The organism is Pedobacter psychrodurus, from assembly GCF_032678585.1.
In the GTDB taxonomy this organism is placed as follows: domain Bacteria; phylum Bacteroidota; class Bacteroidia; order Sphingobacteriales; family Sphingobacteriaceae; genus Pedobacter; species Pedobacter psychrodurus_A.
On record NZ_JAVTSN010000010.1, the window covers coordinates 79,593 to 96,434 of the forward strand.

Genomic DNA, 16,842 nt, shown 5'->3' on the forward strand with positions numbered 1-16,842 from the left:
TATTCTAAATGAGTATACCCACTCTCTCCTTAAGCTAGAAAAAATTATGTATGTTTGCTCGCTTAAAAAGTTATTAAAATAGTTTATGAAAGTTGCGCTAATAACAGGTGTTACGGGACAGGACGGGGCATATCTTGCAGAATTTCTTCTGAAAAAGGGCTATATGGTTCATGGTTTAAAGAGAAGGTCGTCGCTTTTCAATACTGACCGCATCGATCACCTCTATCAGGATCAACATGAGAATAATATTAATTTCAAACTACATTTTGGCGACCTGACAGATTCTACAAACCTGATCAGGATTATACAGGAGACTCAGCCGGATGAAATTTATAACCTTGCAGCAATGAGCCATGTGCATGTGAGCTTCGAGATGCCTGAATATACGGCTAATGCTGATGGAATAGGCACATTGAGGCTTTTGGAGGCCGTCAGGATACTCGGACTCACCAAAACTAAAATATACCAGGCTTCTACTTCTGAACTTTACGGACTCGTACAGGCCGTTCCTCAGAGTGAAACCACGCCTTTTTACCCACGTTCACCATACGCTGTGGCGAAAATGTATGCGTATTGGATTACGGTAAATTATAGGGAAGCATATAACATGTTTGCCTGTAATGGCATCCTCTTTAACCATGAAAGCCCATTAAGGGGAGAAACTTTTGTGACCCGCAAGATTACAAGAGCAGCAGCTAAAATTGCCCTTGGACTTCAGGAATGTCTTTATTTGGGCAATCTATCTGCACAAAGGGATTGGGGACATGCCAAAGATTATATTGAAGCGATGTGGTTGATTCTGCAGCAGGAAAAGGCCGAAGATTATGTGATTGCAACAGGGGTGACTACCACAGTCAGAGATTTTGTGAGGATGAGTTTTGCCGAATTGGGAATAGAGGTGGAATTCAGCGGGAAAGACGAATATGAAAAAGGCGTAGTAATAGGTGTTGATGAGGAACAGATGATTAGTTTGGGCTTAGATGCAAATACTTTAAAGCCAGGCCAGACGGTGATCCAGGTCGACGCAAAGTACTTCAGGCCAACAGAGGTCGATTTGCTCTTGGGTGATCCTACAAAATCAAAAACTCAGTTAGGTTGGACACCAAAATATGATCTTCCTGCGTTAGTGAAAGAAATGGTACATTCAGATTTACAAGTGATGAAAAAGGATCAGTATTTAAAAGAAGGTGGATTCAGGACATTGAATTACTTCGAATAATCACAATATAATTAAATAATACTTCCTTATACCTATGAAGTTTAAAAACATATTTACAACCTTACTCTTTCTGATCATGCTCACTGTATTCCAGCAGTCAATGGCTCAGACCAATTATGCAAATGTGAAGGTCGATGACTTAACTGATACGCAGATCAGGCAATTAATGCAGCGCGCAGAATCTATCGGTTACAACGACGCACAGTTAGAGCAGATGGCTGCTGCACAAGGTATGAAAGCTGAAGAAATTCAAAAACTACGACTAAGGGTAGAGAAAATCAGAAAGCAGGATGGGGCAACCAGTGGTACTGCACAGAGCAATAACACCTCGAATAGAGATGTAGAAGACAGCGATGATCGGTCGAGAACAGCGGTCAAGATCAATCGTGACTCAACAAAAAATACAGTTAGTAATAAAACGACAAACAATAAAAATTACCCACAAACTGAAACCAATATCTTCGAAGGCTTAAAGCCCAATATTTTTGGAAAGGAACTTTTTGCCAGTACCAACCTCACATTTGAACCCAATCTCCGGATGGCCACTCCAAAAGGATATGTAATTGGTCCGGATGATGAACTATTGGTCGATTTGAGTGGGGACAATGAGGCTAGTTATAAATTGAAAGTTAGTCCTGATGGCATAATACGTCTGCAATATGTAGGAAACATAGCTGTAGGTGGTTTGACCATCGAGCAGGCGGTCAGTAAAATCCGGTCGAGTCTTGCATCCACTTATCCTTCACTAAGAACGGGCAGAACTACTGTAGCTGTAAACTTAGGAAATATCCGTACGATTAAAATTACGCTTGTTGGAGAAGTTGCGAAACCGGGATCCTATTCACTTTCTTCCCTTTCAACCGTATTTAATGCTTTAAATGCTTCAGGGGGGCCTAATGAAAACGGATCTTTCCGTAAGATCCAGGTAATCAGAGGCAACAAGATAATGGGCACTATAGATGTGTACGACTTCCTGCTTAATGGTGTCCAAAAAGGAAATATCCGTTTGCAGGATCAGGATGTGATTAACATTCCGGTTTATGATAAGCGGGTAGAAGTATCAGGAGAGGTTAAAAGGCCGGCTTTATTCGAAGTGGTATCTGGTGAAAGTCTTGCTGACCTCCTGCGTTTTGCCGGCGGCTTTTCAACGGAGGCTTATAGTTCCAATATTAAAGTGTTGCAAAATACAAATAGAGAGCGGAAGATCATTGATGTTTCGAGCACGAAATTCGATAGCTATAGCCCTCAGAATGGAGATAAGGTAATTGTAGATACGATTTTAGATCGTTTTGCCAATAAGGTACAAATCGAAGGAGCCGTTTTTCGTCCTGGGATGTATTCATTAGAAGATGGTGCGACCTTGAAAGGTTTGATTACTAAGGCTGATGGCTTAAAAGAAGATGCCTTTTTAAATAGAGGTTATATCAACCGCTTGAATTTCGACAATACCGCCAGTTTGATTTCTTTTGACGTAGCTAAGATCATGTCTGGCGCGCAACCCGATATTCCGCTTCAAAGAGAAGATAAAGTAACGATATCGTCTTTGTTTGATTTGAGGGATGAATATAAGCTTAGCATCCAAGGAGAAGTAAGGCAGCCGGGCACATTTGAGTATGCAGATAATATGAGTATTGAAGCTTTAATCCAAATGGCAGGAGGATTTAAAGAAGGCGCTACACCCAGCCGGATTGAAATCTCCAGAAGGGTTAAAAGTGCAGATACCATGGGTAAAACTTCGCGTACGGCTGAAGTATTCACTCTTTCGGTTGACCAGAACCTGAAAATTGAGGGGCCAACTTTTATTTTGCAGCCTTTTGATATCGTATCGATCAGGAATTCAGAGGGTTATTCGATTCAGAAACAAGTTAAGTTGGAAGGAGAGGTTCTTTATCCTGGTGTATACACCATCACCAATAAGAATGAACGTATTTCTGATGTGATCAAAAGAGCAGGGGGACTCACCTCTTATGCTTATACGGAAGGGGCAAGTTTGAAACGTCCGGGCGCTGAAAAAGTAAATCCGGCTGATAAGAACGCCATTAACAATAAAGAAGAAGAGGAGAAAAAATACCTTAACTTAAAACGGGCACAGGAAGCTGGTGCTAAAGATACGCTGGCGGCAGAAGTGGAACAGAAACTGATTCAAAGTGACCTGGTCGGCATCAATCTGGAACGGATAATGGAAAAACCACTGGGAAAATACGACCTGATTGTAGAGGACGGCGATGTTATCCGTGTTCCACGTACCTTGCAAACTGTGCGGATCACAGGAGAAGTACTTAATCCAAATAGTATAGTCTATCTTCCTGGAAAGAGCTTAAGGCAATATATCAATGGTGCGGGTGGTTTTACCTCAAATGCGAGAAAAGGTGGAACCTATATTAAATATGCTAACGGCTCTGCGGCTGCGGTAAGTAAATTTTTGTTTTTCAGCAATTATCCTGTTGTTAAGCCTGGTGCAGAAATATTGGTTCCTAAGCGCGCAGATAGAGAGCGTTTAACTGCGCAAAGCTGGATTGGGATTGGAACAGCGGTTGCTTCTTTAGCTGCTGTTGTAGTTAGTTTATTGAGATAATAATTTTTATCCCAGAATTTGGACAAGGATTTTTTTAAACATGAAGAACGTTATGACTACACAAAGTCAAAAAGATACAAGTCATCCTAAAGAAGATAAATCCCTAAAAGAACTTATTTTCAAAATTCAGGAATGGGGGAGATATCTTTTATCTAAATGGATAATTATCTTTGCTTTTGGTTTATTAGGAGGTGCTTTAGGTTTTTGGTATGCAACTGTAAAAAAACCTATTTATACGGCTACTTCTACTTTTGTACTTGAAGAGGAAAAAAGTGGAGGTGGATTAGGTAATCTTGCTGGCCTTGCATCTATGGCCGGAGTTGATCTCGGTGACGGTGGTGGAGGGATTTTTCAGGGGGATAACATCCTAGAATTATATAAATCGCGTAAGATGCTGCAACAGACTCTATTGACAACGATTGAGGTAAATGGTAGAACCCAGACTTTGATGGAGCGCTACATTCAATTTAACAAATTTAATAAACAGTGGGTAGAAAATCCGAAGCTAATAAAATTAGGATTTAAGGCTGATAGTTTAGTAGAAGGGAATGGTTATTTAAAGTCGAACCGTTCAAGAGATAGTTTAGTGACCATAATTGTTGATGACATTTCAAAAAATTATTTAAATGTTGCAAAACTGGACAAAAAGCTTAATATTATAAAAGTGGACGTTAAAGCTAAAGATGAAGTTTTTGCTAAAACTTTCAATGATGCAATTGTAAAAAATGTAAACAATTTTTATTTACAAACCAAAACAAAAAAATCATTAAAAAATGTACAGATCATGCAACGTAAAACAGATTCTGTAAGAGCTGTAATGAACGGGGCTATTTATACTGCAGTTGCTGTTGCAGATGCCACTCCGAATTTAAATCCGACTAAACAAGTTCAAAGAGTTGCACCTGCACAAAAAGCCCAATTTTCTGCAGAAACAAACAAAGCGATTTTAAGTTATGTAGTGCAAAATTTGGAGATGGCGAAGATGTCCTTACTTAAGGAAGCTCCACTATTAGAAGTAATCGACAGACCTATTTATCCTCTCAATATACAAAAATTTGGTAAGCTTAAAGGTATACTTATGGGTGTATCTGTCTTTTGTTTTTTATCTATTTTGTCTTTGTTATTCATGAAAATATTTAAGGACATTGTTAGCTAGCTTATGTTAATAATCATACTGAATTTTTAGTAGTGAAATTATTAGTGGATATTACCAATAGGACGAAAGATTCTGCTAACTTTTTTAATCTATTCCGGAATAATCAAAGCGGTAACATTAAATGGGAAGTAAAGTTTAAGAACAATATTTTTATTACTCATTTATCATATTTCATTAATGGTTGAGTGTTATTCGTGTATTAATTTAATTAGTTGATGGAAAGCTCATCTTATAAAAATATGGTAAAATCCACCTCAGTTTTTGGTGGTGCTCAAATTGTACAGATGCTGATTTCTATTTTGAGATCAAAATTTGTTGCAATATTTTTAGGCAGTGCTGGAATGGGAATAAACGCTATTTTTCAGTCTACAATTGCAGTCGTCTTTAACTTATTAAGTTTTGGTGTATTCCAAAGCGCAGTGCGTGATTTTTCACAAGCATTTGAAAGTAAAGATCTAAAAAGGCTGACGATAATCAATCAAGTTTTTTCTAAAATTGTATTTTTTGTTGGCATATTAATGGTGTTAATCTTTTTGGCTGGAGCAGTTTGGTTTAGTAAAATTGCTTTTCAGGACACCGATCATTCATGGTATTTCGCATTACTATCTATTTATGTTTTTTTTACAGCGCTATCTACAGGAAAGGTAACTTTTTTGCAAGGAACACGCAATCTAACTTATTTAGCGAAAGCATCAATTTTAGGAGCTGTTTTGAGTTTGCTTACAAGCATCCCATTACTGTATTTCTTTGGTGTATTAGGAATAGTGCTTTCTTTGATCTCAAGTTCCATATTAATTTATTTGGTGCAACTTTATTTTTCGAATAAAATCAAATTGGAGGAAATTGATAAGTTGGAATTTAAAGAAACAGTAAATCTGAGCTTACCTATCTTGAAATTAGGATCTGTTTTAATGATTAGCTCAGTAACAATAACAGTTTTTACGTATGTTACAAATATTTATATAGGTAGATATGGAAGAATAGAAGATCTTGGCTTTTTTCAGGGCGTTTCATCAATTATTGCTCAAAGTATTGCCGTGGTAACGGCGGTTTTAGCATCTGATTTTTTCCCACGTTTGGCTGCGGTACATGCTGAAAAGGAAAAGGTTAATATTTTGGTTAACCAACAGTCAGAGCTAATATCACTCATAATAGCTCCAATTATGATAGTTTTAATTGTTTTTGCGCCTTTAATTGTGAGAGTCCTGTTATCCACTGAATTTTTGGTAATTGTACCAATGCTACGGTGGATGTCGCTTTCTCTTTTAGTTCGAGGTATTTGGCTAACCATGTCTTATATCATTTTGTCTAAGGGAGATAAAAAAGCATATTTTATCTACGATGCATTATTAGGTAATGGTTTGGTTTTTATTTTTAATATATATGCTTATTCAAAATGGGGTTTACAAGGGCTTGGAATTTCATTTCTAACAGGCTCGGTAGTCGTGGCAATATTATTATACGTGGTTGTGTATATAAAATACGGGTTCAAGTTTGAAAAACAATTTATAAAAACACTAGGTATTTTATTGATGTTGACATTGCTTCCGTTTATTTCAACTCTATTGTTTCAAGGTTGGATTCAGTACACAATTTCTTTCTTTTTCCTAGTCATAATGATTTGCTACTGCTTTAAGGTTTTAAATGAAAGGATTGGCGTTATAGAAATGTTTAAAGTAAAGTTTAGAAGGTAACAGTTTTAATGTTAATACAATGTATAAAAACACTAAAAGCATAGCAATTTTATTGGCAGTTTATAATGGCGAAAAATATCTCCCAACGCAAATAGATTCACTTATTTCACAAACAAATCACGATTGGACATTATACATTCGTGATGATGGATCTAACGATGGTACGAATCAAATAATTTCTAATTATTGTGAAAAGTATGATAATATAGTTCAAATTGATAAAGGAGGACATAATTTAGGTTGCTATAAGAATTTTTTTAGATTATTAGAAGTTGTGGATTCTGAATATTACATGTTCTGTGACGCTGACGATTATTGGTTGCCCGAAAAAATTGAGATTAGCTATAACTTCATCAAGGATAAGGAGAATCAATATCCCTATGTACCGATTTTGGTTCATACGGATAAGGCAATTGCTGATGGCAATTTGAATATACTTTTTCCTTCACATTGGAAATATTCCCGTTTTAATCCAGACTCAATTTCAAAATTTGAACACGTCCCTTTGCGTATAGTTGGTGGGGCTACTGCGATGTTTAATGCCGCGTGCAAGCAACATGGCCTTGAACCAACTTCATTTCATGATGCTCATGATGGTTGGCTAGCATTTCAGACAGCACGTTTTGGTAAAATATTTGCCATTCATCAGCCTTTATTGATATATCGTAGACATGGCGAAAATGTTACTGACAAGGATTCAAGTGGTACAATGTTTAAAAATCAATTTCGTAGACTACTAAATTTAAAGTCGTTTTTATCTTATCATTTTAAACTTGCCTCCGATCTCAAAAGTTATGGGTACGGTAGTGCTTCAAAATATTTTTATTACCGTATCGTAGTTTTCGTTAAAATAGTAACTGGAAAAATCATGACCAAATAATGCTTCTTTATATTATAATCTTTATCTATTTACTTTTGTTGTCACTAGTTGATTTCATAATAAGAAAAGATACTTTATATAATTATTTTTATTTTTTATTTGCAATTTTTATTTTTTTTGTTGCTGGTTTTCGTGCTATGGGTAACGATTATGACGGTTATGAGGAGATTTTTGATGCTATAAAAAAGCTTTCCTTTATTGAGATTTTTGATCCTTCAAAAGTATTTGTTGAACCGTTTTTTACCGTTCTTAATATAACTTTATCTAGTCTACCTTATCAAACATTATTAATTGTAATGGCAGGGGCGAATATTGCAGTACTATTTCCTTTCTTTCGAAAATACTCCCCCTATCCGTACGTAACTCTTCTTTTTTTTGCAGGAATGTTTCTGTATTCAGGAATAATGGGGTCTATCCGTCAGTCTTTAGCTCTTGCAATTTGTTTATGGGCCATGATTAATCATAATAACAAGAAATTTTGGTGGTTATTATTTGTAGCAACTATGTTTCATTATACTGCTATATTAGTCGTGATAATAAGATTTCTCAGGAATGATTATTATAAGAGGAGCACATATATTTTAATTGGCGTAATGGCAATTTTTTCAAACTTGTTGTTATACGAAATATTTAAGAAAATTGTAGCTTATTTGCCAGCGGTCATAGCTTGGAAACTCGAGATTTATCTGGCAACAGAAAAGGAGATACATTTTGGGCTCAATACCGCGATTGTAATACGATTTTTTACTTTCATATTAGCCTATAGATATCGTGATAAAATAGCTTTAGAATTCCCGAAATATGGGCCTCTTTTTATCAATGTATATTTCCTTGCGCTTGTTTTATATCTAGGCTTAGGTTTTTTGCCACAAGCAGCTATAAGAGGTTCTATATATTTTTTATATGTTGAAGTTTTATTGGTGCCACTTATTCTTTATGTCGCCAACAATAAGAATCGAGCATGGATTTTTATGCTGTACACGCTATTTTCTCTGTGGAGACATTATGAAATGGTCACAGTTTATGCAGAGGCATATATGCCTTACAAAACAGTATTATTTAATTTTTTTTTATGAGACAAATTCCCAAAATAATTCACTTTTGCTGGATTAGTGGTGATGCATATCCAGACAATATCGATAGATGTATAAGGTCATGGAAAGAGTTCTTACCTGATTACGAAATTATGCTTTGGGATAAGGTTAGATTTGAACAGCAGATTAATAGTAATTATGCGATGGAAGCCTTGCAAAATAAGAAATGGGCATTCGTTGCAGACTATGTAAGGTTATTTGCTTTATATAAATTTGGTGGTATATATCTAGACTCAGATGTGCGGCTTTATAAAACTTTTGACGGCTTTTTAGATAACTCTTTTTTCTCTTGTATTGAATATTTTAAACCCACCAACTATATAGCTATAGAAGCTGCTGTAATGGGCGCTGTTTCAAATCATCCATTTATAAAAGAGTGTTTAATGTTTTATGATTCCATTTCTTTCATAGGAAGTGATGGTAAAATGGATAAAACCACGATTACTTCGCGCATAGCTCAAATTGCAGAGCAAAACTGGGGTTTCAAATATGAACCAATAGAACAAAGCCTGAAAGACGGTATGAAAATCTATTCTCCTGTAACGTTTACAAATCCTTCCGGTGAATTTTCACTTGAAAAAACCTACGCACTTCATTTGTGTAATGGCAGCTGGGTCGATAATAAACCATCGCTTTTATTAAGGGGTTTTAGATTTATCAAAAGATATTATAGTAGCCCTATCATAGCTTTAGAAAATATTTACAAGAAAATTAAGTCAGTAGTTTTTAGATAATTGGTCACGGTTTGGTAAATTCAATAGTTGGTATGATTTTGATTGATGCGATATATATAAATAATGGTGGGGGAAAGGTGCTGCTTGACTATCTGATATGTGAGTTGGAAAAAACAGACACGAAAATATTCTATCTACTAGATTCTAGAGTTCGTGACAAACATCAAGCTATTAAATCAAAGAATCAAATTTATTATTTAGAAGCAGGTATTAGTAGAAGGTATTCGTTTTATAAAAATAGAACTGCTGAATTTTCAAAAGTATTTTGTTTTGGTAATTTACCCCCCAATATAAAGCTTACTTCCGTTGTATACACTTATTTTCATAATCCTATGTACTTGGATGTTCCAAAAGAATTTTCTATTCTAGATAGAATAAAGTTTCAAATTAAGATTATGGTTTTAAGGCATTTCAAGGTAAATACTTCTTTTTGGTTCGTTCAATCCTCTCTGATTAAGCTAAAACTTCAAAAAAAATTTAATATACACCCAGATCAAGTTAAAGTGTTACCCTTTTATGAACAGTTTGGAAGTTTAACAGAAGATATTATTAGAGAAAAGTTCACATATATCTATGTCAGCAATGGTACTCCACATAAAAATCATGAAAGATTGATTGATGCTTTTTGTCAATTCTATAATAGAAATCAGAAAGGCAAATTGATATTAACGCTTGCCGGTGATTATTCTTATTTACTAAATTTAATCTCAGAAAAAGTTCGTGAAGGTTATCCTATCGAGAACATTGGTTATGTCGACAGAGATACACTTCATGAACAATATTTAAAATCTGAGTTTCTTATTTTTCCATCCCTAACAGAGAGTTTTGGTCTCGGTCTAATTGAAGCAATAGAATGTGGATGTAAGGTAATAGGAGCGGATCTCCCGTATACATACGAAATCTGCAAACCATCTGTAACTTTTGACCCAATCAGCACAAATAGCATTATTAATGCTTTTGAAAAAACGTTGAACGAAGAGATAAGAGAAACCATTCCGGAAATAAAAAATAACGTTCAGGAATTGATTAACATTGTCACTTCAGCTAAAAATATATAACCGATTGTTAAGATTTGAGTATATAATAAGATCAATTTGAACTAATAATTCAATTCTAAAAAGTCTAAAAATCATAAGATTTCATAAACTGCCAAATTTTGGTAGTATATGGGATCTAAAATAATCATGGGGCGGTATATTACACATATTAGTATAAAATCAACTATGCCGGTTGTTCAGAAATTTTGTGTAAATGTTTAATCCAGTGTATTTTTGTAAATACAAGAGAAAAATGTTAATATTTAAAATGAATAACTTACCGCTAAAAGTGATTTTTTAAAACTATGGTTTAATTAAGAAAGTATTATTGCGGTTAACGCTAGCTCATAAAGAACAATTAACTAAACCTAAAAAACTAATTAAATACTAGCTTCATTACTTTGCTCCCAAACTTCGAAAAGTTGTTACAAGGAAGGTAAGATTTTGTACTTTAGTCCTTAATTTTAATTAGCATCATTAAATTCATAATAAAAATAAATGAAAATAAATAATAAGACACTTCTCATAACAGGAGGAACAGGTTCATTTGGTAATGCTGTTTTAAATAGATTCCTGCATACAGACCATTTTAGCGAAATAAGAATTTTCTCCAGAGATGAAAAGAAACAGCATGACATGAGGGTTGCTTTGAATCATCCAAAATTGAAATTTTATATTGGTGATGTGCGTGATTATAACAGCGTTGAAAATGCAATGAGAGAAGTAGATTATGTATTTCATGCAGCTGCCTTGAAACAAGTTCCTTCTTGCGAGTTTTTTCCATTGGAAGCTACAAAAACTAATGTGTTTGGTACTCAAAATGTTATTGATGCAGCGATTGCCAATAAAGTGACAAAGGTAATCTGTTTGAGTACCGATAAGGCAGCATATCCAATTAATGCAATGGGTATCTCCAAAGCCTTGATGGAAAAAGTGGCTATAGCTGCTTCACGTAATATTTCAAATAATACAACTACGGTTTGTTTAACCAGGTATGGGAATGTGATGGCATCCAGGGGATCTGTAATCCCATTATTTTTACAGCAAATACAGGATGGTGAGGATATAACTATAACTGATCCAGCTATGACCAGATTTTTGATGTCGTTAGATGAAGCCGTTGATTTAGTGCTATTTGCCTTTGAGCATGGTAATCAAGGCGATTTATTTGTAAATAAAGCGCCCGCAGGTACTATAGGCGATTTGGCCCAAGCACTAAAAGAGCTGTGTAATTCTGATACTAAGATTAAGGTAATAGGCACAAGACATGGAGAGAAACTTTACGAGACACTTTGCACACGCGAAGAAATGCTCAAAGCGGAAGATATGGGCGAGTTCTATCGTGTGCCAGCAGATAATAGGGATTTAAATTATGCACAATATTTTTCCGAAGGCGAAAAAGATATTTCTATAATTGAAGATTATCACTCACACAATACAAAACAAGAAAATGTTGAAGGTATGAAGAAATTACTTTCCAGACTCCCTTTGATCAGAAAAGAAGTATTTAATGAAAAAAGTGTCGTTCAGTACCCAGGATAACTGAATTTAATTATGAACGTACCATTAATAAAAGGACAAAATCAAAAAGATAATAGAGGCAATTTAACGTTCTTTAATGATTTTGACATGACGCCTATTAGACGTTTTTATATTACTGAACCTATTGATACGGATTCAATTAGGGCCTGGCAAGGCCATAAGAAAGAGCAGAAGTGGTTTTTTGTTTTGGAAGGATCATTTAAAGTAATATTGGTTGAACCTGATGATTGGGATCAACCTTCAAAAGACTTACCCTATAAAGAATTTGCTTTGCATGCTAATACTAATGAAATCCTGAATATTAGCGCTGGCACAGCTACAGGCTTTCAGGCTTTAGAACCATATTCCAAGTTGATGATTTTTTCTGATGTAACTCTTGAACAATCCATAGCGGATGACTATAGATTTGCAAAGGGTTTATGGTATAAATGGTAACAAGTTGATATAGAATATTCAGATATGAAGAAATTAAAAGTAGCCACAATTGTAGGCACTAGACCAGAAATTATACGGCTGGCCGAATGTATAAAAAAATGCGATCAGTTTTTCGAGCATATACTAATTCACACAGGTCAAAATTATGATTATGAATTAAATGAGATATTCTTTGAGGATCTTGAGCTTAGAAAACCAGATTATTTTCTAAGTGTTGCTGGTAAAAATTTGGGTGAAACTATAGGGAATGTTATTGCCAGATCTTATGAGGTATTGCAGGATGAAATGCCAGATGCATTACTTGTTCTTGGTGATACAAATAGCGTATTATCTACCATCGCTGCAAAACGATTGAAAATCCCAATTTTTCACATGGAGGCAGGTAATAGATGTTTTGATCAAAATGTGCCGGAAGAAATTAATAGAAAAATTTCAGATCACATCAGTGATATTAATTTGTGCTATACAGAACATAGCAGAAGATACTTATTAAGTGAGGGATTTAGAAAAGATCACGTATTTGTAACAGGATCACCTCTTAAGGAAGTGCTTAATAAATATGCATTACAGATTGAAAATTCAAAAGTTGTTGAAAAACTTAAATTACAAAGTGGGAATTATATTGTTGTAAGTGCCCATCGTGAAGAGAACATTGATTTAAAAGATCATTTTGATATTCTTTCTGAAAGTTTAAATGCCGTTGCAGAGAAGTATCAAATGCCAATAATATTTTCTACTCATCCCAGAACACAAAAGCGTATAAAAGAAAAAAAAATAAAGTTTCATCCTCTTATTCAAAATGTGCAGCCTTTAGGTTTTTTTGACTATGTTCATTTACAACAGATGTCATATATTGTTTTATCGGATAGTGGAACAATTAGTGAAGAATCTGCAATGATGAATTTCCCGGCGATAAGTATTAGAACGAGTACAGAAAGACCAGAAGCTATTGATGCCGGATCGATAGTTTTAGGTAGCATAAGTAAAGATCAAATCTTGCAAGCTATAGAAGTGGTTAAAGGAACTCAGGGCAGTGGAGATGAATTACCTTGGGAATATAATGTTGAAAACACTTCAAATAGAGTAATCAAAGCTATACAAAGTTATACCTCAATTGTGAATCGCGTAACCTGGAATAAATGAAAAAAGTATTAATAATAGGCTCAAAAGGGATGGCAGGTCACGTCATCTATAATCACTTCAAAGAAAATACTGATTTTACTGTGGTAGATATTGCAAGAGGGAGTGATGGCCATTTGCCAACACATCAGATCGACGTTACTAATTTGGCATCTTTGACAGATGTGTTAAAAAAGGAAATGCCAGATTATGTAATCAATTGCATTGGTATTTTAAACAGGGATGCTGAAGATAATCCAGAGAAATCTATTTTATTAAATAGCTATTTTCCTCATTTTTTAGCGAAAAATGGTAAGGCGCTTAACTTCCGATTAATTCATATTAGTACAGATTGTGTCTTTGATGGTAAAAAAGGTGGTTACACAGAAGATAGTTTTAAAGATGGGAAAGGTTTTTATGCCGAAACAAAAGCTTTAGGGGAAGTTACCTATGCGAATAACTTAACTATTCGTACCTCTATAATAGGACCTGAACTGAAAGAGAATGGTATTGGTCTTTTTCATTGGTTTATGAATCAGCAGGGTAAAATTAAAGGTTATACAAATGCTTATTGGACTGGAATAACCACGGTTGAACTGGCAAAGGTGATTGTCGCTGCAATCAGTGAAGGAATTACAGGTTTACATCATGTAGTTAATAATGAGAAAATCAGTAAATATAATTTAGTAAATCTTTTTAAGGAAATATTCGATAAAACTGATATTGAAGTTGAGCCTTATGATGACTACAGAGTAGATAAATCATTGATAAAAACCAATAATTCATTTAGTTATACTGTGCCATCATATAGACAGATGTTACATGAAATGAAAGTCTGGATTGATGAGAAACATGCTCTTTATAATTTCTATTAATTGATGAAAATTCTGATTGTTACCCAATATTTTTGGCCAGAGAATTTCAGGATAAATGATATTGCTTTAGGACTAGCTCAAAGGGGGTATAGTGTGGAGATTTTAACTGGTAAACCAAATTATCCTAATGGAAATTTTTATAAAGGCTATTCTTTTTTTTCAAAAAAAGAAGAAATATGGGAAGGAATAAAAATTCATCGCAGCAAAGTTATTCCGCGAGGAGCAGCAGGTGGTTTTAGATTAATGATTAATTATTTTTCTTTTGCATTATTTAGTTCTTTTAAGGCTATTTTTCTCAAAGGTGATTTTGATAAGATATTAGTTTATGAACCCTCTCCGATTACCGTAGGATTACCTGCAATTGCATATAAAATCAGAAAGAACACCCCCATTTTTTTCTGGGTTCAGGATTTATGGCCGCAAAGTGTAACCGCTGCTGGAGGAATAAATAACACATTAATAATAAAGTTACTGGAAAAACTAACCAGATGGATTTACAAAAAAAGCGACAAAGTTCTTATCCAGTCAGAAGCATTTAGAGAGATTTTGCTTGAGCAACAAGTGGCAGATAGTAAAATTATCTATTATCCTAATTCTGTTGAAAATTTTTTTAAAGTTATTGAACCTGATCATAACATTCTAAAAAGCCTTCCAATTGGATTTAAGATTATGTTTGCTGGCAATATTGGTGAGTCACAAGATTTTGAAACCATCATTGAGAGTGCAAAAATTGTTGCGAAGATAAATCCAAACATAAAATGGATCATTCTAGGGGATGGAAGAAAAAAGGAGTTTGTAGAAGAAAAAATTAAAGAGTTAAACTTAGAAAATCAGCTTTATCTGCTGGGCTCGTTTCCAGTTGAGCAAATGCCAAATTATTTTTCCTGCGCGGATTGCTTACTGGTTAGCCTAAAAAAAGATTATATTTTCAGTTTAACAATACCTTCAAAAATTCAATCTTATTTGGCCTGTGGTAAACCTATTCTTGCCTCACTGGATGGTGAGGGTGGAAGAATACTTATAGAGGCTAAAGCAGGTTTAGTTAGTGATGCTCAAAATCCTCAATTGTTAGCAAATAAGGCAATAGAAATGGCGGGTATGTCTCCTGATGCATTACACAAAATGGGAGAAAATTCTAGAGCTTATTTTGATGTTAATTTCGAACGTGAATTACTGTTAAATAAATTGGAAAAAATTTTTACTAATGAATAAAGTTAAGATAACTGGTACTTCTGGATTTGTAGGTAATAACCTGGTTTCATACTTAAAGCACTACAGCATCAATACGACGGCTGTAAGTCGGGAAGAACTTTTATCAGTAATTTCTTTTGCTCAGGATGATGAAGTGGTTGTCCATCTGGCAGGAAAAGCACACGATCTCAAAAAAACTTCTAATCCCGATGAATATTATCAGGTAAATTTTGAGCTAACGAAAAAGCTTTATGATGCTTTTTTATTGTCTGAGGCTAAAAAATTTATTTTTATCAGTTCTGTAAAAGCCGCAGCTGACGGGGTTGATGGTATTTTAGTGGAAGATATAATGCCGAACCCTAAAACACATTATGGTAAGTCAAAGCTAATGGCCGAACAATACATACAAAGCAAAGCCTTACCCGATGGTAAATCTTATTATATTTTACGTCCTTGTATGATTCACGGGCCAGGTAATAAAGGAAATCTAAACTTGTTATATAAATTTGTGCAAAGAGGTATACCCTATCCATTAGCAGCATTTGAAAATGAAAGATCTTTTTTGAGTGTTGAAAATTTGTGTTTTGTAATCAAATCCTTACTGGAAAAAGATATTCCATCAGGGATTTATAATGTTTCAGATGACAAACCATTATCGACCAATGAAGTTGTCGAAATTCTCTCCAAATCAATAGGAACAAAAGCAAGGCTATGGAAGATTTCTTCATCATTTATAAGGTTTATAGCGAAGATTGGGGATAAAATAAAACTTCCACTTAATTCCGAGCGATTGCATAAGCTTACGGAGAACTATGTGGTAAGCAATACTAAAATAAGACAAACTCTAGGTATTACACTTCCTCTAAGTGCTAAGGATGGACTGATTAAGACCGCCAATTCATTTGCACATTCAAAACAGTAACAAAACAACGCAAAAAACTGGAAAGTTAACTAACTTAATCAAATGGCGGTAAATAATTCAACAGAAACGGTATCTAATACTTACTTACTAACCGGTGGAAATGGTTACCTGGGCACCTACGTTCGGAAACATCTGGATGCATTTGGTTTTAAGGTTGCTGTTCTTAAAAGCATTGTCATAACAGAAGACATGGCTAAGCTAATTCCCCCGACAATAGGAATGACAGGAACATTTAATTTAACTTATGGCTGCCACCGCTCTTTCCAGGAATTAGCAACTTTAATACCAAAGCATCTAAATAAACCCAGGCCCTTAAGCATTCCGAACTGGTGTAGCAAGGGCCTCATATCTCTGCAAAGAATTTGAGTT

General features: G+C 34.7%; 14 protein-coding genes. All 14 read left to right on the forward strand.

What is annotated here, in order from left to right:
- Nucleotides 1–85: 85 nt before the first annotated feature.
- Nucleotides 86–1,219: a GDP-mannose 4,6-dehydratase gene (gene gmd / locus R2S57_RS08770; protein ID WP_316844668.1), complete on the forward strand. Its 1,134-nt coding sequence runs from the start codon at nucleotides 86–88 to the stop codon at nucleotides 1,217–1,219.
- A 34-nt stretch (nucleotides 1,220–1,253) separates the two neighbouring features.
- The gene (locus tag R2S57_RS08775) at nucleotides 1,254–3,794 is read left to right on the forward strand and encodes an SLBB domain-containing protein (protein WP_316844669.1); all 2,541 of its coding nucleotides are present in this window, start codon (nucleotides 1,254–1,256) and stop codon (nucleotides 3,792–3,794) included.
- 52 nt (nucleotides 3,795–3,846) lie between these two features.
- Nucleotides 3,847–4,950, forward strand: coding sequence for a lipopolysaccharide biosynthesis protein (locus R2S57_RS08780; RefSeq protein WP_316844670.1), 1,104 nt, complete (start codon nucleotides 3,847–3,849; stop codon nucleotides 4,948–4,950).
- A gap of 215 nt (nucleotides 4,951–5,165) precedes the next feature.
- Nucleotides 5,166–6,644, forward strand: a complete 1,479-nt coding sequence (locus R2S57_RS08785; RefSeq protein ID WP_316844671.1) for an oligosaccharide flippase family protein — start codon at nucleotides 5,166–5,168, stop codon at nucleotides 6,642–6,644.
- Nucleotides 6,645–6,663: 19 nt separating this feature from the next.
- Nucleotides 6,664–7,524, forward strand: coding sequence for a glycosyltransferase (locus R2S57_RS08790; RefSeq protein ID WP_316844672.1), 861 nt, complete (start codon nucleotides 6,664–6,666; stop codon nucleotides 7,522–7,524).
- A gap of 35 nt (nucleotides 7,525–7,559) precedes the next feature.
- Nucleotides 7,560–8,600, forward strand: coding sequence for an EpsG family protein (locus tag R2S57_RS08795; protein WP_316844673.1), 1,041 nt, complete (start codon nucleotides 7,560–7,562; stop codon nucleotides 8,598–8,600).
- Nucleotides 8,597–9,352, forward strand: coding sequence for a glycosyltransferase family 32 protein (locus tag R2S57_RS08800; RefSeq protein ID WP_316844674.1), 756 nt, complete (start codon nucleotides 8,597–8,599; stop codon nucleotides 9,350–9,352). The genes R2S57_RS08795 and R2S57_RS08800 overlap by 4 nt, the downstream gene beginning before the upstream one ends.
- Before the next feature lie 32 nt (nucleotides 9,353–9,384).
- The gene (locus R2S57_RS08805; protein ID WP_316844675.1) at nucleotides 9,385–10,410 is read left to right on the forward strand and encodes a glycosyltransferase; all 1,026 of its coding nucleotides are present in this window, start codon (nucleotides 9,385–9,387) and stop codon (nucleotides 10,408–10,410) included.
- Between the two features lie 477 nt (nucleotides 10,411–10,887).
- Entirely contained in the window at nucleotides 10,888–11,931 is a 1,044-nt protein-coding gene (locus R2S57_RS08810; RefSeq protein WP_316844676.1) for a polysaccharide biosynthesis protein, read from the forward strand.
- Between the two features lie 12 nt (nucleotides 11,932–11,943).
- A complete protein-coding gene (locus R2S57_RS08815; RefSeq protein WP_316844677.1) occupies nucleotides 11,944–12,366 on the forward strand; it encodes a WxcM-like domain-containing protein in 423 nt (140 codons plus the stop codon).
- Nucleotides 12,367–12,390: 24 nt separating this feature from the next.
- Nucleotides 12,391–13,509: a non-hydrolyzing UDP-N-acetylglucosamine 2-epimerase gene (gene wecB, locus R2S57_RS08820; RefSeq protein WP_316844678.1), complete on the forward strand. Its 1,119-nt coding sequence runs from the start codon at nucleotides 12,391–12,393 to the stop codon at nucleotides 13,507–13,509.
- Entirely contained in the window at nucleotides 13,506–14,360 is an 855-nt protein-coding gene (locus tag R2S57_RS08825) for an SDR family oxidoreductase (protein ID WP_316844679.1), read from the forward strand. Before wecB ends, R2S57_RS08825 begins: the two co-directional genes overlap by 4 nt.
- A gap of 3 nt (nucleotides 14,361–14,363) precedes the next feature.
- The gene (locus R2S57_RS08830) at nucleotides 14,364–15,572 is read left to right on the forward strand and encodes a glycosyltransferase family 4 protein (RefSeq protein WP_316844680.1); all 1,209 of its coding nucleotides are present in this window, start codon (nucleotides 14,364–14,366) and stop codon (nucleotides 15,570–15,572) included.
- On the forward strand, nucleotides 15,565–16,473 hold the full coding sequence (locus R2S57_RS08835; RefSeq protein WP_316844681.1) for an NAD-dependent epimerase/dehydratase family protein: 909 nt from the start codon (nucleotides 15,565–15,567) through the stop codon (nucleotides 16,471–16,473). The genes R2S57_RS08830 and R2S57_RS08835 overlap by 8 nt, the downstream gene beginning before the upstream one ends.
- Nucleotides 16,474–16,842: the final 369 nt, after the last annotated feature.

What these genes read in the sequence shown, in the direction of transcription:
- gmd (WP_316844668.1), top strand. Translation starts at nt 86, where the DNA reads ATGAAAGTTGCGCTAATAACAGGTGTTACGGGACAGGACGGGGCATAT.
- R2S57_RS08775 (WP_316844669.1), top strand. Translation starts at nt 1,254, where the DNA reads ATGAAGTTTAAAAACATATTTACAACCTTACTCTTTCTGATCATGCTC.
- R2S57_RS08780 (WP_316844670.1), top strand. Translation starts at nt 3,847, where the DNA reads ATGACTACACAAAGTCAAAAAGATACAAGTCATCCTAAAGAAGATAAA.
- R2S57_RS08785 (WP_316844671.1), top strand. Translation starts at nt 5,166, where the DNA reads ATGGAAAGCTCATCTTATAAAAATATGGTAAAATCCACCTCAGTTTTT.
- R2S57_RS08790 (WP_316844672.1), top strand. Translation starts at nt 6,664, where the DNA reads ATGTATAAAAACACTAAAAGCATAGCAATTTTATTGGCAGTTTATAAT.
- R2S57_RS08800 (WP_316844674.1), top strand. Translation starts at nt 8,597, where the DNA reads ATGAGACAAATTCCCAAAATAATTCACTTTTGCTGGATTAGTGGTGAT.
- R2S57_RS08805 (WP_316844675.1), top strand. Translation starts at nt 9,385, where the DNA reads ATGATTTTGATTGATGCGATATATATAAATAATGGTGGGGGAAAGGTG.
- R2S57_RS08810 (WP_316844676.1), top strand. Translation starts at nt 10,888, where the DNA reads ATGAAAATAAATAATAAGACACTTCTCATAACAGGAGGAACAGGTTCA.
- R2S57_RS08815 (WP_316844677.1), top strand. Translation starts at nt 11,944, where the DNA reads ATGAACGTACCATTAATAAAAGGACAAAATCAAAAAGATAATAGAGGC.
- wecB (WP_316844678.1), top strand. Translation starts at nt 12,391, where the DNA reads ATGAAGAAATTAAAAGTAGCCACAATTGTAGGCACTAGACCAGAAATT.
- R2S57_RS08825 (WP_316844679.1), top strand. Translation starts at nt 13,506, where the DNA reads ATGAAAAAAGTATTAATAATAGGCTCAAAAGGGATGGCAGGTCACGTC.
- R2S57_RS08830 (WP_316844680.1), top strand. Translation starts at nt 14,364, where the DNA reads ATGAAAATTCTGATTGTTACCCAATATTTTTGGCCAGAGAATTTCAGG.
- R2S57_RS08835 (WP_316844681.1), top strand. Translation starts at nt 15,565, where the DNA reads ATGAATAAAGTTAAGATAACTGGTACTTCTGGATTTGTAGGTAATAAC.